This window comes from Streptomyces sp. NPDC052012 (assembly GCF_040689265.1).
Classification (GTDB): Bacteria; Actinomycetota; Actinomycetes; order Streptomycetales; family Streptomycetaceae; genus Streptomyces.
Genome location: NZ_JBFAXA010000012.1, coordinates 143,916 through 163,966, shown reverse-complemented (window position 1 = coordinate 163,966; position 20,051 = coordinate 143,916). Strand labels below are relative to the sequence as shown.

At 70.6% G+C, this 20,051-nt stretch carries 17 protein-coding genes and 1 tRNA gene; 10 read left to right on the top strand and 8 right to left on the bottom strand.

The window, feature by feature from the left end:
* Positions 1-3 precede the first annotated feature (3 nt).
* From AB0412_RS20880 to AB0412_RS20845, 8 genes are all read left to right on the top strand, one after another.
* Positions 4-687, top strand: coding sequence for a phosphonatase-like hydrolase (locus tag AB0412_RS20880; protein ID WP_366404076.1), 684 nt, complete (start codon positions 4-6; stop codon positions 685-687).
* The gene (locus AB0412_RS20875) at positions 684-1,736 is read left to right on the top strand and encodes an ABC transporter ATP-binding protein (RefSeq protein ID WP_366404075.1); all 1,053 of its coding nucleotides are present in this window, start codon (positions 684-686) and stop codon (positions 1,734-1,736) included. Before AB0412_RS20880 ends, AB0412_RS20875 begins: the two co-directional genes overlap by 4 nt.
* Complete coding sequence (locus AB0412_RS20870; protein WP_366404074.1) at positions 1,729-2,634, top strand: 2-aminoethylphosphonate ABC transporter permease subunit; 906 nt, start codon at positions 1,729-1,731, stop codon at positions 2,632-2,634. Before AB0412_RS20875 ends, AB0412_RS20870 begins: the two co-directional genes overlap by 8 nt.
* Positions 2,621-3,418 (top strand): ABC transporter permease subunit, encoded by a 798-nt coding sequence (locus tag AB0412_RS20865; RefSeq protein ID WP_366404073.1) that lies wholly within the window; start codon positions 2,621-2,623, stop codon positions 3,416-3,418. Before AB0412_RS20870 ends, AB0412_RS20865 begins: the two co-directional genes overlap by 14 nt.
* A gap of 38 nt (positions 3,419-3,456) precedes the next feature.
* Positions 3,457-4,509 carry a 2-aminoethylphosphonate ABC transporter substrate-binding protein gene (locus AB0412_RS20860; RefSeq protein ID WP_366404072.1) on the top strand — a complete coding sequence of 351 codons (1,053 nt, stop codon included), beginning with the start codon at positions 3,457-3,459 and terminating at the stop codon, positions 4,507-4,509.
* A gap of 160 nt (positions 4,510-4,669) precedes the next feature.
* Positions 4,670-5,449 carry an HAD-IIA family hydrolase gene (locus tag AB0412_RS20855; protein ID WP_366404071.1) on the top strand — a complete coding sequence of 260 codons (780 nt, stop codon included), beginning with the start codon at positions 4,670-4,672 and terminating at the stop codon, positions 5,447-5,449.
* A 102-nt stretch (positions 5,450-5,551) separates the two neighbouring features.
* A complete protein-coding gene (locus AB0412_RS20850; protein ID WP_366404070.1) occupies positions 5,552-5,743 on the top strand; it encodes a hypothetical protein in 192 nt (63 codons plus the stop codon).
* Positions 5,744-5,745: 2 nt separating this feature from the next.
* Positions 5,746-6,405 carry a sortase gene (locus AB0412_RS20845; protein WP_366404069.1) on the top strand — a complete coding sequence of 220 codons (660 nt, stop codon included), beginning with the start codon at positions 5,746-5,748 and terminating at the stop codon, positions 6,403-6,405.
* Between the two features lie 39 nt (positions 6,406-6,444).
* Here the strand turns inward: AB0412_RS20845 and AB0412_RS20840 are convergent, their stop codons facing one another.
* The 4 genes from AB0412_RS20840 to AB0412_RS20825 all read right to left on the bottom strand — a co-directional run bounded on the left by AB0412_RS20840 (position 6,445) and on the right by AB0412_RS20825 (position 10,752).
* Positions 6,445-7,425 carry a hydroxyacid dehydrogenase gene (locus AB0412_RS20840; RefSeq protein ID WP_366404111.1) on the bottom strand — a complete coding sequence of 327 codons (981 nt, stop codon included), beginning with the start codon at positions 7,423-7,425 and terminating at the stop codon, positions 6,445-6,447.
* Between the two features lie 98 nt (positions 7,426-7,523).
* Complete coding sequence (locus tag AB0412_RS20835) at positions 7,524-8,399, bottom strand: carbohydrate ABC transporter permease (protein WP_366404068.1); 876 nt, start codon at positions 8,397-8,399, stop codon at positions 7,524-7,526.
* Positions 8,396-9,433 (bottom strand): sugar ABC transporter permease, encoded by a 1,038-nt coding sequence (locus tag AB0412_RS20830; protein WP_366404067.1) that lies wholly within the window; start codon positions 9,431-9,433, stop codon positions 8,396-8,398. Before AB0412_RS20830 ends, AB0412_RS20835 begins: the two co-directional genes overlap by 4 nt.
* The gene (locus AB0412_RS20825) at positions 9,433-10,752 is read right to left on the bottom strand and encodes a sugar ABC transporter substrate-binding protein (RefSeq protein ID WP_366404066.1); all 1,320 of its coding nucleotides are present in this window, start codon (positions 10,750-10,752) and stop codon (positions 9,433-9,435) included. The genes AB0412_RS20830 and AB0412_RS20825 overlap by 1 nt, the downstream gene beginning before the upstream one ends.
* Positions 10,753-10,968: 216 nt before the next feature.
* Here AB0412_RS20825 and AB0412_RS20820 point away from each other — a divergent pair, with 216 nt between their 5' ends.
* Positions 10,969-12,915: a DUF2264 domain-containing protein gene (locus AB0412_RS20820; RefSeq protein ID WP_366404065.1), complete on the top strand. Its 1,947-nt coding sequence runs from the start codon at positions 10,969-10,971 to the stop codon at positions 12,913-12,915.
* A gap of 12 nt (positions 12,916-12,927) precedes the next feature.
* On the opposite strand, the gene AB0412_RS20815 is transcribed toward AB0412_RS20820, so the two are convergent.
* A complete protein-coding gene (locus AB0412_RS20815; RefSeq protein ID WP_366404064.1) occupies positions 12,928-13,989 on the bottom strand; it encodes a substrate-binding domain-containing protein in 1,062 nt (353 codons plus the stop codon).
* Positions 13,990-14,252: 263 nt separating this feature from the next.
* On the opposite strand from AB0412_RS20815, the gene AB0412_RS20810 reads away from it, so the two are divergent.
* Positions 14,253-15,287, top strand: a complete 1,035-nt coding sequence (locus AB0412_RS20810; protein WP_366404063.1) for a glycoside hydrolase family 6 protein — start codon at positions 14,253-14,255, stop codon at positions 15,285-15,287.
* A gap of 62 nt (positions 15,288-15,349) precedes the next feature.
* On the opposite strand, the gene AB0412_RS20805 is transcribed toward AB0412_RS20810, so the two are convergent.
* The 3 genes from AB0412_RS20805 to AB0412_RS20795 form a co-directional block, all read right to left on the bottom strand.
* Positions 15,350-17,290, bottom strand: coding sequence for a kelch motif-containing protein (locus tag AB0412_RS20805; protein ID WP_366404062.1), 1,941 nt, complete (start codon positions 17,288-17,290; stop codon positions 15,350-15,352).
* Positions 17,287-19,329, bottom strand: coding sequence for a glycosyltransferase family 2 protein (locus AB0412_RS20800; protein ID WP_366404061.1), 2,043 nt, complete (start codon positions 19,327-19,329; stop codon positions 17,287-17,289). The genes AB0412_RS20805 and AB0412_RS20800 overlap by 4 nt, the downstream gene beginning before the upstream one ends.
* Positions 19,330-19,792: 463 nt before the next feature.
* Positions 19,793-19,866 (bottom strand) — tRNA-Lys (locus AB0412_RS20795).
* Between the last annotated feature and the right edge of the window lie 185 nt (positions 19,867-20,051).

Sequence of the window (20,051 nt, the reverse complement as noted above, 5' to 3'; positions counted from 1 at the left end):
GACATGGCACACACAGACATCCGCCTCGTCGTCCTCGACATGGCCGGCACCACCGTCGCCGACGGCGGCCTCGTCGAGCGCGCCTTCGACACCGCCGCCCGCGAACTGGGCGTCGAACCCGGCAGCGACGACCACGCCGACAAGCTCGCCTACGTCCGCGCCACCATGGGCGAGTCCAAGATCTCCGTGTTCCGGCACCTGTTCGGCGACGAGGACCGCGCCCAGCGCGCCAACACCGCCTTCGAGAAGGCGTACGGCGAACTCGTCGACGGCGGCCTGATCGCCCCCGTCGCCGGGGCCCGCGAGACGATCGAGGAACTCCTCGCCGGGGGCCGGACCGTCGTCCTCACCACCGGCTTCGCCCGTGTCACCCAGGACGCCATCCTCGACGCGCTCGGCTGGCGCGACCTGGTGCCGCTCACCCTGTGCCCCGCCGACGCGGGCGGACGCGGACGGCCGTACCCGGACATGGTGCTGGAGGCGTTCCTGCGGACGAAGGCCGCGGAGAGCGTGCGCCAGATCGCCGTCGCCGGGGACACCTCGTACGACATGCTCAGCGGAGTCCGCGCGGGGGCGGGCCTCGTCGCCGGCGTCCTGACCGGGGCGCACGAGACGGACGCGCTGCGGGCGGCGGGCGCCACCCATGTGCTGGACTCGGTGGCGGAGCTGCCGGGAGCGCTCGCATGACCAGCGGCATCCGCTTCGAGAACGTCACCGTCGCCTACGACGGCCACGTCGTCCTCGACGCCCTCGACCTCACCGTCGCAGCCGGCGAGGTCATGGCGCTCCTCGGGCCGTCCGGATCCGGCAAGACCACCGCGCTGCGGGCGGTCGCCGGGTTCGTACGGCCCGCCTCCGGGCGGGTGTTCCTCGGCGACCGCGACGTCACCGGCCTGCCGCCGCACCGGCGCGGCATCGGCATGGTCGTGCAGCAGTACGCCCTGTTCCCGCACCTGCGCGTCGAGGACAACGTCGCCTTCGGGCTCCGGGCGCGCAGGACGCCTCGCGGCGAGATCCGGGAACGGGTCGCCGAGGCGCTGGAGATGACCGGCATGGGCGCCTACGCCCGGCGTCATCCGCGTGAGCTGTCCGGCGGGCAGCAGCAGCGGGTGGCCATCGCCCGGGCGTTGGCCATCCGGCCGGAGGTGCTGCTGCTCGATGAGCCGTTGTCGGCGTTGGACGCGCAGCTGCGGTCCGGGATGCTCGGTGAACTGGCACGGCTGCACCGGGAGTTGCCGGATGTGTCGATCCTGTACGTCACTCACGATCAGGTCGAGGCGTTGACGCTGGCCGACCGGATCGCCGTGATGGACAAGGCGAAGCTGCGGGCGTGCGGGACGCCGAGGGAGTTGTACCGGGCGCCGGCCGATGAGTTCACGGCGTCCTTCGTGGGCGGGGCCAATCTGCTGCCGGTGAGGGTCGGGGCCGCGGGAGTGTCCTTCGGGGACGCCGGGATCAAGGTCGACACGGGGGGTGTCGCGGCGGGGGCTTCGGCGACGTTGTGTTTGCGGCCGCATCTGGTGGGGCTGGGGGACGGGCCCAATCGGCTCACCGGGACCGTGGCGGAGATCCAGTGGCGGGGGGCCACGCATCGGTTGTTCGTCGATGTGGGTGGGGAGCGGGTGATGGCGGACGTGCGGGAGTTGAAGGCGCCGCCGGGGATCGGGGAGCGGGTTTCCCTGCACTTCGCTTCCGAGGATGCGGTGTTGTTGCCTGCGGGGGTGGGGTGTGGCTGAGGTTGTCGAGAAGCTGCGGGTGAGTCGTGGCTGGTCGCGCCCGCCCGGCGGTAGCCGGAAATCACACACAGCCCCGCGCCCCTATGGGGCGCTTGTGTGGGCGCTTCCTCCCATCGCACTGCTCACTCTCGTCTTCCTCTATCCGCTGGCCCTCGTCGTCCAGCAGTCCTTCCAGCCGGACACCGGGGGTACCTCCGTCCAGCCCTACGTCGATGTCTTCGCCTCCCATGCCTTCCGGGAGGCCCTCTGGACCACCGTATGGCTGGCCGTCGGAGCGACCGTGGGATGTCTCGTCCTCGGGTTCGTGCTCGCGCTGATCATCGCGTTCGTGCCGTTTCCCGGGGCGCGGGCGGTGTCTCGGTTCATCGACGTGTTTCTCTCCTTTCCGTCCTTCCTGATCACCCTCGCCCTCCTCTTCATCTACGGCACCGTCGGTATGGCCAACGGGCTGTGGACGGATGTCACCGGGGCCGGCGAGGGGCCGTTCCAGTTCCTCACCACGCCCTGGGGTGTGCTGCTCGCGGAGATCACGTACTTCACGCCCTTCGTGATGCGGCCGCTGCTCGCCGCGTTCTCGCAGCTGGACACCGCGCAGTTGGAGGCGGCCAGTTCGCTGGGGGCGAGGGCGCCGCGGATCGTGCGGCAGATCATCCTGCCCGAGGCGCTGCCCGCGCTCGCGGCGGGCGGGAGCCTGGTGCTGGTGCTGTGCCTGAACGAGTTCGGCATCGTGCTGTTCACCGGAGCCAAGGGCGTCACGACCCTGCCGACGCTCGTGTACAGCAAGGCGATCCTGGAGTCCGACTACCCGGGCGCCTGTGTGGTCGCCGTCGTCAACGTCCTGATCTCCGTGGGCCTCTACGGCCTCTACCGGGTGGTGAGCCGCCGTGCTGGTGCATAGCCGCAAGGCGAGGTGGGCCCTGTGGGCGGTGTTCCTCGTCCTCTTCGTGCCCCTGTTCGCGCTGCCTCTCCTCGTCGTCCTGGGCGCCTCCTTCGCCACCAACTGGTCGAGCGTCCTGCCCTCCGGCCTGACCGCCGCCCACTACCGGGCGGCCACCCGGGGTGAGGCCCTCCAGGCCCTCACCACCAGCCTGGTGACCGCGGTCACCGCGAGTCTGCTCGCCCTGGCCGCCGGGACCTGGGCCGCGCTCGCCGCCGCCGCGCTGCGGAAACGGCAGCGCAAGGTGATGGACGCCCTGTTCGTACTGCCGGTCGCGGTGCCGTCCGTCGTGGTCGGCCTGGCGATCCTCGTCGCCTACTCGCAGCCGCCGTTCCTCCTCAACGGCACCCGCTGGATCGTGATCATCGCCCACACGGTCCTCGTGACCGCCTTCGCCTACCAGTCCGTGTCCGCCGCGATCAGCCGTCTCGACCCCGCCTACGAACAGGCCGCCGCCTCACTCGGCGCGCGACCGGCGTATGTGCTGTGGCGGGTCAAGCTGCCGCTGCTGCTGCCGTCCCTGACCGCCGCCGCCGGCCTCTGCTTCGCCCTGTCCATGGGCGAGCTGAGCGCCACGATGATGCTCTACCCACCCGACTGGACCCCGCTGCCCGTCCTGATCTACGCGGCCACCGACCGCGGCGCCCTGTTCACCGGTTCCGCGATCGCCGTGGTCCTCATGGCGGCCACCCTGCTGGTGCTGCTCGCCGTCTCCCGGATCCGTACCAAGGCCTCCTACCGCTGACCCGAACGCCCCCTTTCCTGCAAGGAGTTCACCTCGCCATGCCCAGAAAGCCCCTCCTGCCGCTCGCCGCCCTGTGCGTTCTCGCCCTCCCGCTCACCGCCTGCGGCGGCAACTCCGCGGCCGCCGACAAGAACGTCGTCACCGTCTACAGCGCCGACGGCCTCAAGGGCGAGAACGGCGACGGCTGGTACGACCGGGTCTTCAAGGACTTCGAGAAGGAGACCGGCATCAAGGTCGAGTACGTCGAGGGCGGCTCCGGGGAGATGGTGCAGCGCGCCACCCGCGAGAAGCGCAACCCGCAGGCCGACGTGCTCGTCACCCTGCCGCCGTTCATCCAGCAGGCCGACTCCAAGGGCCTGTTGCAGAAGTACGCCCCCGCGGGCGCCGACCAGGTCAGCGGCGCCGACAAGGCCGCGGGCGGCACCTGGACCGCCGTCGTCAACAACTACTTCGGGTTCATCCACAACAAGAAGGAGCTGAAGCAGGCCCCCACCACCTGGGAGGAGCTGCTGGACGGGAAGTTCAAGAACAAGCTCCAGTACTCCACCCCGGGCGTCGCCGGCGACGGCACCGCCGTGCTCATCAAGGCCATGCACGACTTCGGCGGCGAGCAGCCGGCCCTGGAGTACCTGAAGAAGCTCCAGAAGAACAACGTCGGTCCGTCCGCCTCCACCGGCAAGCTCGCGCCGAAGGTCGACAAGGGCGAGCTGCTGGTCGCCAACGGCGATGTGCAGATGAACTTCGCCCAGTCCAAGTCCATGCCCCACCTCGGCATCTGGTTCCCGGCCCGCGAGGGCGGCGAGCCCACCACCTTCGCCCTGCCGTACGCGGCCGGCCTGGTCACCGGCGCCCCGCACACCGAGAACGGCAGGAAGCTCCTCGACTTCATGCTGAGCCGGACGGCGCAGACCCAGGTCAGCGAGATCGGCGGCGGTTTCCCGGCCCGCAAGGACGTCAAGGCCACCGACGCCAACGCCATCGCACTGACCAAGCTGATGGACGGCGTGGAGGTCTTCGAACCCGACTGGAATGACATCGAGCAGAACCTGCCCCGGTACGTCGACGCCTGGAAGGCAGCGACCGGCAGCTGAACTCGGCAGCTGAACCCGGCAGCACGGCGGGCAACACCTGGTACTGGGTGATCGACGGGGTCCGACCGACCCGGTCCTGACTACCCTGGGGGGCGTCGGTACGCCGTGGTTCCGGCGCCCCCGCCCATGCCCCACCGCAACGCCAGGGAGTACGAAGCACATGGCAGACCGCAAGCCCATCGAGTCGTGGCTCACCGACATGGACGGCGTCCTCATCCACGAAGGCGTGCCGATCCCGGGCGCCGACGCCTTCCTGAAGAAGCTGCGCGAGTCCGGCAAGCCCTTCCTGGTGCTCACCAACAACTCGATCTACACCCCGCGCGACCTGCACGCCCGGCTGCGCCGCATGGGCCTGGAGGTGCCGCTCGAGAACATCTGGACCTCCGCGCTCGCCACCGCCAAGTTCCTCGACGACCAGCGGCCGAACGGCTCGGCGTACGTCATCGGCGAGGCCGGTCTGACCACCGCGCTGCACGACATCGGCTACGTCCTCACCGACCACGAGCCGGACTACGTCGTCCTCGGCGAGACCCGCACCTACTCCTTCGAGGCCATGACCAAGGCCGTACGGCTCATCAACGGCGGTGCCCGCTTCATCTGCACCAACCCCGACGAGACCGGCCCCTCCACCGAGGGCCCCCTCCCGGCGACCGGAGCGGTGGCCGCGCTGATCACCAAGGCGACCGGGAAGCAGCCGTACTTCGCGGGCAAGCCGAACCCGCTGATGATGCGCACCGGCCTCAACGCCCTCGGGGCGCACTCCGAGAGCAGCGCGATGATCGGCGACCGCATGGACACCGACGTCCTGGCCGGCATGGAGGCCGGTATGCAGACGTTCCTGGTGCTCACCGGACTGACCCGACCCGACCAGGTGGAGAACTTCCCCTACCGGCCGTCCAAGGTCGTGGACTCCATCGCCGACCTGGTGGACCTGGTCTAAACGCCCCGGCCCGGGGAGTCACCCGTACGGAGCAGCGGGCGCCCACCTGAGGATGCGTCGCGGTGCCCCGCGGGGGACGCTCCGGGTGTCTGGAGGTTCACGATGCGTTTCCTGCGTCTCACTGTCTGTACCAGCGCCTTCGTCCTCGCCGCGCTCACTCTCGCCGCCACCGACGCCCGCGAGGAGGGGCCCGGCACGGCTCAGGTCGTGATCGGGCTGACGCTCATGGGGGTCGCGGCGGCAGCGGCGGCCGTGGTGCGCGGGCGGCTGCGCCGGCGCCGGGGGGCGGGCTGACCATGGCCGGACGCGACGGCGGCACCGGGCGTCTGCTCTCCGGTGCCGCCTGGACCGTGCTGCTGCTCGGGCTGTGGCTGTGGGGCCGCGAGGCCGGTGACGTACCGCCCGGGCTGTCGGGGTCCGCCACGGGCGACATGGCGGCGGCCGGGCGCCCGCCCCGGCTGGAGCTGCCGCCCGCCCACCGGCCCCTCGGCGAGGCGCCGCCGCGGCGGCTGGACATCCCCGGCCTCGGCGTGCGGGCGCCCGTGGTCCCCGGCGGGCCGGGCGCGCGGGACGCGCTCGATCCGCCGCCGTCCGGCCGGGCCGGAGCGGTCGGCTGGGACGCGGACGGGGTGGCGCCTGGCGCGTCCGGCACGGCCCTGCTGGTGGGGCACGGCGACACCGGGGCCGGGCCCTCCGCCCTGTCCGGGGTGAGCACGCTCGAAGCCGGTCAGAGGATCCGTGTGGTCCGCGAGGACGCCCGGGTCGCCGAGTTCACCGTGGAGACCGTGCGGGTCCTCGGGCGCGACCGGTCCGACGCCCGGCAGGCGTACGAGCCGCGCCGCGACGGGCGGGCCGAACTGCGGCTCGTCACCTGCGAAGGCACCTTCGACACGGCGGGCGACCGCTGCACGGCCGAGGTGATCGTCTCGGCGTATCTGACGGCGACGACCACGTGACCGCCCGGCCCGGAACCGCCCGGCAGGCGGCGGGGGCGTTCAGGCCGAGCGTTCCCATTCCTCCGCCGAGACGGGGTGGGCGAACGGGCGGCCGGTGACGTACCGCTCCAGCTCGTCCGCGGCGGCCGCCGCCATGCGGTGCAGCTCGTTGCCGAGAGAACCGGCGATGTGCGGGGTCAGCAGCACGTTGGGCAGGTCGTAGAGCGGCGAGTCGGGCGGCAGCACCTCGGGCACCGTGACGTCGAGGACGGCGTCCAGCCTGCCCGACACCAGCTCCTCGGTGAGCGCCTGCTGGTCGACCAGCGAGCCCCGGGAGGTGTTGATCAGCGTGGCGCCGGTGCGCATCAGCGCCAGCCGATCCCGGCTCAACAGGTGCCGGGTCGCGGGCAGTTCGGGTGCGTGCACGCTCACCACATCGCTCCGGGAGCACAGTTCGTCCAGCCCGACGGGCGTCGCGCCCAGCCGCTCGGCCTCGCCGGGCAGCAGATACGGGTCGTGCAGCAGCAACTCCAGGTCGTGCGGGCGCAGCAGTTCCAGGACGCGGCGGCCGATCCGGGACGCGCCGACGATGCCGACGGTCCTGCGGTGGTTGCCGGCGCCGGCGTAGGCGGACTGCCAGTCGTGCGGGGCGCGCCGGGCGCGGTAGTCGTCGCGGATCCGCAGCACGTCCTTGCCCGCGAGGAACACGAAGGCGACCGTGTACTCGGCGACAGGCAGGGCGTTGGCCCAGGCCGCGGAGGTGACCTCGAGGCCGCGGCGCCAGCAGGCGTCGGTGATGTGGTGCTTGACGGATCCGGCGGCGTGGACGACGGCCCGCAGCCGGGGCGCGCGGTCGAGGACGTCCTGTGTCAGGGGCGGGCAGCCCCAGCAGCTGACGATGACCTCGGTGTCGCGCAGCGCCTTCTCGGCCGCGGGCGCCGCGAAGTCGTCGACGACCAGGTCCGGGTCGAGCTCGGCGAGCGCGGTCAGCCGGCGCATCGTCGCGTCGTCGAACAGCCGGCCCGCCAGGTCGGTGTGCATCGCGAGCAGGGCCCGCGGGCGGCGGACGACGGAAAGGGGGTGGTGCACGGGTCTCTCCCGGGAAGGATGCGCGGACGGACGACGGTCGGGCGGTGGGGCTACTTGACGGCCCCGGCGGTCATGCCCGCCTTCCAGAAGCGCTGCAGCCCGACGAAGGCGACGACCAGCGGGATCACCGCGAGCAGCGAGCCGGTCACGACCAGGGGGTAGTACTCGGGGAACGCGCGGGTCTGGGTGTTCCAGGAGTAGAGCCCGAGGCTCACCGGGAACAGCTTGGTGTCGGACAGCATCACCAGCGGCAGGAAGAAGTTGTTCCAGATCGCGGTGAACTGGAACAGGAAGATCGTCACGAAGCCCGGCATCACCATCCGCAGCCCGATCGACCAGAAGGTCCGCAGCTCCCCGGCGCCGTCCATCCGGGCCGCCTCCAGCACCTCGCCGGGCACATAGCCGCCGCAGAACACCCGCGCCAGATAGACGCCGAACGGATTGACCAGCGACGGCAGGAACACCGCCCAGAAGCTGTTGACGATCCCCACCTTGGAGGCGAGGAGATACATCGGCAGCGCGAGCGCGGTCGTCGGCACCAGCACACCCAGCAGCACCAGACCGAACAGCTTCTCCTTGCCGGGGAAGCGGTACACGTGGAAGGCGTAGCCGGCGGCGACGCAGATGAACGCGCAGAGCGCGGCGCCGACTCCCGCGTACAGCAGGGAGTTGAGGTACCAGCGGAAGTACACCCCGTCGCCGGTGGCGGCCAGGTCGGCGAGGTTCTGGCCCAGGTTCCAGCGCTCGGGCGTCAGGGTGCGCCCGCCCAGCAGGTCGCCGGTGTTCTTGGCCGCGGCGGTGAGCAGCCACAGCAGCGGCAGGATCATGTAGAGCGTGGCCAGGAGGAGGACGCCGTTGACGGCGGCCTTCGACAGCGACCAGTGGCGTCGGCGCCCGGTGTCCAGGGCGGGGGCGGCGGTGCTCATGCCTCGGCTCCCTTCGCCTGGGCGGAACGGCCGCCGGAACGGCCGCCGGAGAACCGGGTGACCAGGAACGACAGCGCGGCGGCGGCCAGCGCGAGCAGCACGGAGGAGGCCGCTGCCAGGCCGTAGTCGTTGCGCTCGAAGGCCGCGGTATAGGCGTACATGTTGGGCGTCCAGGTGGTGACGACGCCGGGGGCCGCGCCGTGCAGGATCATCGGTTCGGTGAACAGCTGAAGCGAGCCGATCACCGTGAACAGGGCGACCATCGCCAGCGACGGCCGGATCAGCGGGAGTTTGATGCTCGTGGCGATCCGCAGCGGGCCCGCGCCGTCGACGACGGACGCCTCCAGCACCTCGCGGGGGATCGCCTGGAGCGCGGCGAAGAAGATGATCAGGTTGTAGCCGGTCCACTCCCACAGCGCGATGTTGACCACCGCCGGCACGGGACTGCCGAGCAGGTCAGCCTGCACCCCGGCCGAGTCCAGGGCGTCGATCACCGGGCTCACCCCCGGCGTGTAGAGGTACATCCAGATCAGGGCGGCGATGATGCCGGGCACGGCGTGCGGCAGGAACAGCATCAGCTGGAAGAACCGCTTGGCGCGGGCGAGCGCCGAGTCGAGCAGCAGGGCGAGCAGCAGTGACAGCGCCAGCATCAGCGGGATGTAGAGCAGGCAGTACAGGGCGAGGTTCACGAAGCCGTCACGGAACGCGGCATCGCCGAGGGCGTCGGTGTAGTTGCCGAAGCCGCTGAAGACGCGCTCCACACCGCCGAAGCCGAGCCCCGAGCGCTTCTCCTTGTAGAGGCTGAGGTAGATCGCGTTGCCGACGGGGATCAGCGTGCAGGCGGTGAACAGGACGAAGAAGGGGAGCAGAAGCAGGGCCGGCGCCCCCGGCCGCCCCCGTCGCCGGGGGGCGGGCCGGGTGGCCCGGGAGGCCGTCGCCGATACGGCGGGGGCGGCACCCGGTGAGCCCGGGGCGGCCGGGGCGGCCGGTGAGCCGTCCGGCGACGCGGCCTTGTGCGGCGCGGGGGCGACCATCAGCCGGTCACCTTGATCCCGCGGTTCTCCAGCTCCTTCTCGGTGGCGGCCTCCGCGTTGCGGACGGCGGTCGCGATGTCCCCGCCGCCCTTGTGGACCTTGGCGAAGGCGTCCTTGAGGGAGTTGTTGGTGGTGCCCATCACCGGGCCCCACGTCCAGTCGGACCGGATCGACGTCGCGGCCTTCTCGTACAGGCCGTAGAGGTCCTGGTCGCCGAACAGGGTGCTCTTGAAGGCGCCCTTGGCGACCGGCAGGAGCGCGGGGGCGGCCGGGTAGGCGGAGGAGGTGCCGGAGGCGATACGTGCCTTGAAGCCCTCCTCGGTGGTGGTCGCCCACTGCGCGAACTTCACCGCCGCCTCGGCCTTGTCGCTGTCCTTGGACACGGCGAACGTCGTCCCGCCGAGCATGCCGCTCGCGGGCTTCCCGTCGAACGTCGGCATCGGCGCGGCGGCCCACTTGCCGTTCTGGTCGGGGAGGGTGCCGCCGAGCACACCGGCGCCCCAGCTGGCGCCCAGGTAGCCGACGGTGCGGCCCTTCTGCAGGGAGGCCGTCCACTGCTGGGAGAAGGACGGGGCGACCTCGACCAGATCGTCGTCGATCAGCTTCTGCCAGAAGTCGGTGGTCCTGTTGGTGGCCGCGTCCTGGAAGCCGACCTTCCAGGAGTCCTTGCCCGGCTTGAACCACTGCGCCCCGGCCTGCCAGGCCATCGCCTCGAAGGTGCTCGGGTCGTCGGGGAAGAAGGTCGCGATACGGGCTTTGGGATCGGCCTTCTTGATCTTCTCCGCGGCCTCGCGGAACTCGTCCCAGGTCTTCGGCGGCGTCGTGATCCTCGCCTTCTCGAAGACGTCCTTGCGGTAGTAGAAGGTCTGCGGCGCGGCGTCCAGCGGCAGGGCCCACGTGGAGCCGCCCAGGGTGGTCATCTGGACGGCCTGCGGCAGGTACCGGGACTTGAGGTCGTCGGAGACGTGGTCGCTGATGTCCTGCACGGCGCCCCGGCTGACGAAGTCCGGCAGCTGCGGGTACTCGACGTTGAACACGTCGGGGGCGTTGCCCGCCTTCACCGCGTTGGAGATCTTGGCGTAGCCGCCGGCGTTGCCGGACGGGATCTCCTGGAAGGTGACGCGGATCTCCTTCTGGGAGGCGTTGAAGGCGTCCACGACCTCCTGGGTGCCCTTGGCCCAGCCCCAGAACGTGAGGGTGACGGGACCGCCGTCCTTGGCGGACGCCTCCGCGTCGTCGCCCGAGCCGCATGCGGAGAGCGCGGCGAGACACAGCGCGGTCGCCGCCGCGACGAGATGGGTTGAGCGGGGAGAAGGCATGGCGCGGCTCCAGGGGGAAGTCACGGGCACCGGAGTCGCACCGGCGCCGCACGCTGAATTGCCGCCATCCTGAGACGCGCCCCGATCGAAGTCAAGAGTTTCCGATCGAATGATCTCACTTGATCAATCGCAGATCCTCTGCGCAGTCCCTGCTATCGTTCGATCGCTGAGCCGACCTGATCGCGCGACCGGTCCGTCCGACGAAGGATCACCGCCATGCACCTGCCGCCCGAGGACCGCACCCTCAGCCCGTACACCGGCTGGACCAGGGCGCACTGGGAGGCCGCCGCCGACGGCATGCTCGCCGCGGTACGCCCCTACGCGGGCCCCCATCACGCCCTCATCGACCTCCCCGGCCCCCGTCCCAGCTGGTCGGGCCGGCGCTCCGACGCACTGGAAGGGTACGCCAGGACGTTCCAGCTGGCCGCCCTGCGCGTGGCGGGCGCCGGCGGCGCGGATCCGCACGGCCTGATGGAGCGCTACGCCGAGGGCCTCGACGCCGGCACCCGCACGCCCACCACCGAGCGCGACCTCGCCGACGGCGACCTCACCTCCTGGGGTGTGATCACCGACCGCTGCCAGGCCATGGTCGAGGCGTCCACCGTCGCCCTGTGCCTGCGCCTGACCCGTCCCTGGCTGTGGGACCGGCTCGACGACGGCGTCCGCGAACGCGCCGGACGCTGGCTCGCCGGTGCCCTCCACCACGAGCCCCACGACAACAACTGGTGGCTGTTCCCGCTGACCGTCGGCGGCTTCCTCGCCGAGGCCGGCATCGAGACCGACGCCGCGCGCGCCGCCGTCGAGCGGGGCCTGGAGAAGATCGAGCAGTGGTACCTCGGCGACGGCTGGTACACCGACGGCCGCCCCCGCGCCTTCGACCACTACAACGGCTGGGCCCTGCACCTGCTCCCCGTCCTGCACGCCCACCTCGCGGGCGACGCCGCCCTGACCGCCGCCTACGGCGACCGGCTCGCCGCCCACCTGGACGGCTACGCCGCCACCTTCGGCGCCGACGGAGCCCCGGTCCACCAGGGCCGCTCCCTGACCTACCGGTTCGGCACCGCCGCCGCCCTGTGGGCCGGAGCCCTCACCGGCCGCACGCCGCTCACCCCGGGCACGACCCGCCGCATCGCCTCGGGCGCCCTGCGCTACTTCCTCGACCGGGGCGCCCTGGACGAGCGCGGACTGCTCACCCTCGGCTGGCACGGCCCGTACGCCCCGCTCGTGCAGCCCTACTCCGGCCCCGCCTCCCCCTACTGGTCCGCCTGCGGCTTCCTCGGCCTCCTGCTGCCCCCGGACCACCCCGTCTGGACGGCGACGGAAGATCCCGCCCCGGCCGAACGCGCCGACCGCGTACAAGAGCTGACCGGGCCCGGCTGGCTCGTCCAGTCGACGGCCGCCGACGGTGTCGTACGCCTCCACAACCACGGCAGCGACGACCAGCCCCGCGACGAGACGCTCCCCGACGACCCGCTCTACTCGGCCCTCGCCCACTCCACCGTCACCGGCCCGACGACCGACCTGCCGGACAACCACCTCGGCCTGGAGATCGACGGCGAGATCAGCGCACGCGGCCGGATCGAACCCCTCGGCGCCGGCCCGGGCTGGGCCGCCTCCGCCCACCGCCCCCGGATCGCCGGCCACCCGCTGCCGGGCACCCGCATCACCTCCCTGACGCTCGCTCACGGCGCCGACGAGGTGCGGCTCCACGTGGTCGCGGGCGCCGCCCCGGGGACCCCGGTCGTGCACGGCGGCTGGGCGGTGCCGGACGAGGCCGAGGTGGTGACAGAGGTCCACGACACGGCCACCGGCCCCGTCGGACGGGCCGTCAGCCGGACCGGACCGCGCTCACAGGCACACCCGGTCCACGGGCTGACGGAGATACAGATACGGCACTCGCGGGACGCCACCGCCTTCGGCCCGAGAGCCGCGGCGCCGGTGCTCCGCGGCACCACGACAGCCGGCCCCTGCCTCTTCGCGGGCACCTTCCGCCTCGACGGCCCCGGCGCCCCGGAACCGACCGCACCGCCCCGGGTCACCATCGGCCCCCGGCAGCCCACCGGCTGGTCCGTCACCGTCACCTGGCCGGACGGCACGGCGCACCGCGCGACCCTCGCCCCGGACACGGTGGACGTCACCGAGACGCCGGCACCCCCGGCCTGACGGCCGCCCGGCTCAGACCGGGCCCCCGCAGGACTTCCGTATCTTCAGCGTCGGCAGCAGCTCCACCTGGTGCACCGGCAGGGAGTCGCCCTCGTCGAGCCGCCGCAGCAGCAGGTTCAGCGCCTCGGCGCCGACCGCGCGCTTCGGCGGGGCCACGGCGGTCAGCGGCGGCTCCGAGAGCGCGGCGAACACGTCGTCGTACGAGATCAGCGCCAGGTCCTCGGGCACGCTCAGCCCGTGGGGGCGCAGCAGCGGCGGGAGCTGTATGGCGTCCTGGTCGTTGTGCACCAGCACCGCGCGCACGCCCGAGCGGGCGGCCTCGGCGATCCGGCCGGCCAGCTCCGCGTCGTCGCCGGGGGAGCGGGCGCCCGCGGGGCTCGGCACGTCGATCACCGGCAGCTCCGCCAGGCCGAGCTGGCGCACCGCCTCCGCGTAGCCCGCGCGGACCTCGTGCGCGGTGCGGGTGTCGGCGCGGGCGGCGAGCAGCACCGCCTCATGGCCGAGCCCGGCCAGGTGGCGCAGCGCCAGCAGCACACCGTGGCGGTGGTTGGAGCAGACGGCGTCCAGCTGCGCGGCCGGGCTCGCGGGCGCGGCGCGGCGCTCGGCCAGCACGGCGGGCACGGGCAGTTCGCCCAGCCAGTCGCTGCCCACCAGCCCTTCGCCGGGCGTCCAGCCCGGCGTGAGCAGCAGCCCGTCGACGTCCGACTCCAGCAGCCGCTCGACCTGCGCCCGGTCGCTTCCGGCGCCGTACGGCGCGATACCGAGGATCACCCGCGCCCCGGCCGAGGTCGCCGCGTCGCTGGCCCCGGCGATCACCTCGTCGAAGTACTGGCCGACGGTCGGCACCAGCATGCCGATCAGCCGGCCCTGGCCCCCCGCCTCCCCGCCGACGGGGAGCGACACGGAGCCGTGCGTCCGCCGCAGGCTGCCTTCCCCGGCGAGCGCGGCGACGTCACGCCGCACCGTGACCGCCGGGATGCCGAGTCGCTCCGCGAGCTCGACGACCCGGATGGACCCGGCCTCGCGCACGACGTCGAGGATCCGTGCACGCCGGTCGTGCGCCGAAGCGGCCATCGAGTCACCCCAAGCTTCCACAAGCGTCTACGGCTGTCACCGGGAGCATAACTGATCAGGACCAGGTCATCTGATCAATTCACTCACATTCCCAGGCCCCCGAACCCGCCTCCTGGCCCGCCCCCGGCCCGCCCTCGCCCGGCCCCCGCACCGGCCTGTAACGGCTGGTGGACAAGGACGGGCTCGCCCTCGTGGGTGCCGCGGGCCGTATGTCAGGATTGGGGCTCATCACACTTGGTACGAGTCCACCCGAGGGGGGTTGGATGTACGGCAACAGGGGGGTCGGGGCGTTCGCGGGCAGGCGGGCGTCCGCGGTAGTGCTGGGGGCGGCACTGCTGATGACGGGGTGTTCCTCGTCGGACGACGACAAGCGGAAGGATCCGGAGGCGGCCGGCGCGGAGATCACGCAGCAGCCGAAGGAGTCCAACCCCTTCTGGGTCAATCCGGACGGCCTCGCCGCCCGCAAGGTGGCCGAACTGATCCACGACGGCAGGAAGAAGGAGGCCGAGCAGATCCGCAAGATCGCCGAGCAGCCCGTCGCCGAGTGGATCAGCCCGGAGAACCCCGAGGAGCAGGCCCGCGGCTACACCGAGGCCGCCGACAAGGCGGGCCGCACCGCCCTGCTGGTCCTCTACAACATCCCGCACCGCGACTGCGGCCAGTACTCGCAGGGCGGCGCCGCCGACGGCAACGCCTACCGCGACTTCGTCGACGACGTGGCCAAGGGCATAGGCGACCGCCCGGCGACGGTGATCCTCGAACCGGACGCGGTGCTGCACCTGGTGGACGGCTGCACCCCGCAGCAGTTCCACGAGGAGCGCTACGACCTCCTCAGCGGGGCCGTGAAGAAGCTCGCGGCCCTGAAGAACACCCGGGTCTACCTGGACGCGGGCAACGCCGGCTGGGGCAACCCCGACCAGATATACGAGCCGCTCAAGCGGGCCGGCATCGACCAGGCCGACGGCTTCTCGGTGAACGTGTCGAACTTCTACACCACCGACGACTCCATCGCCTACGGCAAGCAGCTCTCCGCGAAGGTCGGCAACAAGCCCTTCGTCATCGACACCAGCCGCAACGGCAACGGCCCCTACACGGAGGGCGCCGCGGACGAACGCTGGTGCAACCCTCCGGGCCGCGCCCTCGGCGAGACCCCCACGGTGAAGACCGAGGACCCCCTCGTCGACGCCTACCTGTGGGTCAAGCGCCCCGGCGAGTCCGACGGCGAGTGCAAGGGCGGCCCCAAGGCAGGCCAGTGGTGGGCGGACTACGCCCTGGACCTGGCCAAGGCCAGCGACTGAGACAACGACGAAGGGGGTGTCCTCCGTGACGGAGGACACCCCCTTTCTCGTGTGCTGTGGGGCTACGGCACCTGCACCCACTGCGCCTTGCTGGGCGTACCTTCACCGTCACTCACGAACAGCATGTACCAACCCGACTGCACCAGGTTCTTGTTCTTCGGCACGGTCACCGTCAGCTGGTCGCCGTCGGCCTCGAAGTCCAGCGCGATGGACCGCATGTCGACGTCGGTCACGTGGGTCGAGGCGCTGGGCCGGATCAGCCGGGCCTTCTTGACCTTCGCCGCGTCCTTGGACGTGAACGTCGCCGACTCACCGCGCTTGACGGTCTTCGGCCCGCCCGAGAGGTCGGGCTGCTCCCGGTCCCCGTACAGATACGGCGGCGTGTAGATCTCGATCCGCTGCTCGAACTTGCCCGGCTTGGTGTTCGCCTTGTCCGCGTACAGCGAGTCGGAGCCGAAGAACATCACCCGGCCGTCGGGCAGCAGGATCGAACCGGAGTGGTAGTTCCGGCCGACCAGAGGATCGGCGACCCGCTTCAACTCGTTCTTCTCGGTGTCGTAGATCCGCGCCTCGAGGATGTTGGAGTCGCTGCGCCCGCGGTAGTCCTCCGAGCCGCCCGAGATCAGCACCTCGTCGTTCGGCAGGATCGACGCCTGCGGATAGCGCGTGCCCTTGTCCAGCGACGGCCCGTCCACGAACTGCGGGTCGTCGGCCTTCAGGTCCACGATGCGGGTCTTCTCGCTGGACAGCTTCGACTCGCCGACCCCGCCGCCGCCGATCACCATGTACTTCTCGTCCTGCGCCGGCGGCAGCAGCACCGTGCCGGACGTCTCCATCATGTTGGGGTCGCTCAGCCCGGGGACCTTCGTGAACTTGTTGGTCTCCACGTCCCAGATGCCCGGGTCGCGGCCCACGTCGTCCGGCCCGTAGCCCGCGTTGGAACCCGAGTAGAAGATCTTGCCGTTCTGCATCAGGAACAGCGCCGGGTACGTGGGGAACTGACGGACCTTGTCGGTGTAGGTCCACTTCTTGGTCTTCGGGTCGTAGATCTCGTTCTTGCCCGGGACCAGCTGGCCGATGTCGTCGAGGCCGGAGACGCTGAGGATCTTGCCGTCGCTCAGGGTGGTGAGCGTCGGGTACCAGCGGGCCTCCTTCATCGGGTCGACCTTGATGTACTTCTCGGCGACCGGGTCGAACTCGTAGGCGTCCCGGATGCCCTGGAAGTCCTTCTTGTCCAGGGCGAGCTTCTCGGCGATGCCGTACGTGTTGCGCGCGTCGGCGCCGGTCAGGCCCTCGATGCGGTAGTTGTCCTGCGTACCCGTCTCGTACTTGGCGCCTTCCTTCTGCGCCTCGACGTAGGTGCGGCCGTAGCCCGGGGTGTTGCCCAGGAACTCGCCGGTCTCCTTGTCGAAGTTCTTCTTGGCGCGCGGGACGAGCACCGGGTCCTTCGAGACGAAGGTCTTGCCGTTCTCCTTGCCGACGAACTTGGTGCCGGCCGGGATGGTGATCGGCTTGTCCGGGTTCTCGTTGTGGACGACCATCAGGCCGCCCGCCTTCTTCACGTCACCCTTGAGCTTCTCGTACCGCTTGGTGCCGCCCGCGATCAGCAGATTGCCGTTGGCGAGCTGGGTGTGGCCGGTGCAGAACAGGTCGGTCGGCGTCGGCACCTTCTTGATGGTGCCCTTGACCGGGTCCCAGATCCGCGTGTCGTACTTCTTCGCGTCGAAGTTGTCCTGGTTGTTGCCCGAGCCCGCGACGAGCAGCACCTTGCCGGTGCGCAGCAGCGCCGCGTGGATCGTGTTCTGCCGGTACTCCTCGGGAAACTCGATGATCTCCCACTTGCCGTTGGCAGCTTTGTACTCAGGCTGGTTGATCTTGTACTGGTGGTATTTCTCGGTGCCGAAGCGGTACAGCCACGGCCCGTTCATTCCGGCCAGCGCGAGTACCACCGCCGTGCCTATCGCGATCCGACGGGCGCGACGGCGGCCTGCACGGTCCTTCATTCCTTACGTCCCCCAAGTCCACCAAGGGCGATCTGCATGGTCTGGTCGTTGCCCGGGGTGTTCCCGGTCCCTCCTGATCCGCCCGGACCGCCGTGCGAGCCGGCCCAGCTGGGCCGGTCCTGCCGGGGGTGCGCGGTGTGCGGCTGCGGCATCCGCGGCAGCGCCTGCGTCCGGGAGTCCTGGGCGGCGTCCTGGCCTCCCAAGGCGGACGCCGGTGCCGGCTGCCCCCCTGCGTCGCCCGGCGGCTTCTTGCGGTCCTGCCGCATGCCGTGGCGCCAGGCGAACATGGGCGCCGCGGTGATCAGCAGGGCGAAGGTGGCCCAGATGACCATGGCCGGGTGCGAGTGTCCGTAGACGAATCCGGCGGCGATGGAACCGCCGAAGATCAGGATGAAGTACCAGTGGTAGCGGAACGTGCCGAACCAGGTGTCGGGGCTGGCCGAGTCGCCCTTCGGGGTGACCACGAACTTGCTCTTGCGGCGCAGGACCGAGTCGATCAGCGCCTTGGCGTAGAGCGGCGCCGACAGCGCGGACATGATCATGCCGGCCACACCGCCGGAGCCCTCGGGCTCGTGCGGCGAGACGTTGTGGCGGCGGTTCCAGATGTACAGGCCGATCTGCAGCGCGGAGGCGTTGCCGTAGAGCATCAGCCAGACGGCGGGGTCGATGTTCACACCCGAGGCGCCCAGGCCCAGGAACAGCGCGCAGCTGATCGCCGCGAGGATCCAGTTCAGGGCGGACATCGGGTAGAAGATGATCATCATCGTGTAGTTGAAGAGCTTGCTCGGCGGAAGCGAGAACCAGCCCTTCCAGTACTGCTTGAGGATCGTCTCGTACGTACCCCGGGACCAGCGCATCTGCTGGGTGAAGAAGTCGGTCCAGGCGTTGGGGCCCTCACCGACGGCCAGCACGTCCGGCGTGTACACCGAGCGCCACTTCTTGCCCGTCGCCGGGTTCTTGGCGCGGTGCATCTCGAAGCCGGTCGCCATGTCCTCGGTGATCGAGTCGTACAGACCGCCGATCTGCTTGATGGCCTTGATGCGCACGGCGTTGGACGTGCCCACGAACATCGGGGCGCCGTAGGCGTTGCCCGCGCGCTGGATCAGGGCGTGGAAGAGGAACTGCTGGGACTCGGCGGCCTTGGTGACAAAGTTGTCGTAGTTGCCGTAGACCTGCGGGCCGATGACGAAGCCGACGTCCGGGTCGCGGAAGAAGCCGAGCATCCGCTCCAGGTAGTTCGGCAGCGGCACGTGGTCGGTGTCGACGGAGGCGAAGAAGTCGTAGTCGTCGCCGTGCGCCTCGAGCCAGGCGTTGTAGTTGCCGTGCTTGGTCTTGGCGCGGTGCGGACCCTTCTTCTGGTTCCACTTGGCGACGCCCTTGCGGGAGAAGTGGTGCACGCCGAGCCGCGCGCAGACCTCCTTCACCTCGGGATCGTCGCCCTCGTCGAGGAGCCAGACGTGCATGGTGCCCCGGTGGCGGATCTTGACGGCCGCCTCCAGGGTCTTCGTCACCATCTCCAGCGGCTCCTTGCCGGGCACGAAGGAGGTGAGGAACGCCACACGCGTGCCGGTCTCGGGCACCACCGGGATCGGGTCGCGGGCGACCAGCGTGGCGTGCGCGTTGGACAGCACGTTCATGCAGCGGAAGAACTCGATCAGGCCGATCGAGACGAGCATCACGATGTCGAGGGCCGGCAGCCACTCGAACTCCACGTAGTCGCGCTCGGTCCAGTGCGAGGGCTGCAGCAGCCACACCAGCAGCACCAGCGACAGCACCGGGGCCGCGGCCAGCATCAGCGCGATGCGGATGCGGTGCGGCTCCTGGCCGATCAGCGAGCGGTACTGCACCTTGTACGGCTTGTTCGGATCGGGCTGGGTGAGGGGACCCGCGAGCCGGCTGTAGTGCTCGTAGTCGTATCTCGGCAGCGTTTTCTTGATCCGCCGGAAGGTGCCCGTGTTCCAGGTCCTCTGCGGCACCCTGAGCTGGGTGGTCTGGGACGGGTCGTGGTCCTTCCGGGCGCCCGTCGGCGTCGACGTCATGAGTCATCCCCCCACACGTGGCTCCACCACGTGTTTCGTCGCTTCCTACCGCCCGCTCCGGTCCCCCTCGACCTTCACAGACGTATCGGTGGTAGACCGCTGTCACCACGTCATCCACAGCTTATAGACACGGCTCAGCACTCTTCCGGTTGCATGATGCCCCCCTCGGCATCGCTCCATGAACGGGACCCCTCGTCCCGCACCGTCGGCAACCGGTTTCCCGCCCCCTCAACAGCCGCGAACCCGCGGCATCTTGAAGAACCCAGGTTCTACGGTGTTCATCATGATCGCAAGATGCGAAACACGGTGTTCACCGGCCATACGTGTCCATTGTGACGTGTGTGGATGACTGGTGGGGCCACAGGGGCATACGTGCGGCAGGAGGATCACGCTCAACCCGCACCAGTCGGGATCCGGCCAAAAACAGGCGGGCCCCTCGATCACGAGGAGCCCGCCTTGTCGGTGCGCCGCCAGGGACTCGAACCCCGGACCCGCTGATTAAGAGTCAGCTGCTCTAACCAACTGAGCTAGCGGCGCCTGCTGACGCGGTAACTCTACAGGACCCCGCGGGGTGCTCCGGACACCCTCCGTCCGCCCGCCCCCGCGCGGGGGCGGGCGCGAGCGGCCGACGTACATCATTCGGACCGTCAACATGCGCGTGACGAAGACAGTTGAGAAACTGACCTTCGTGCACAGGCGCAAATGTGGTCACGGTGGTCACG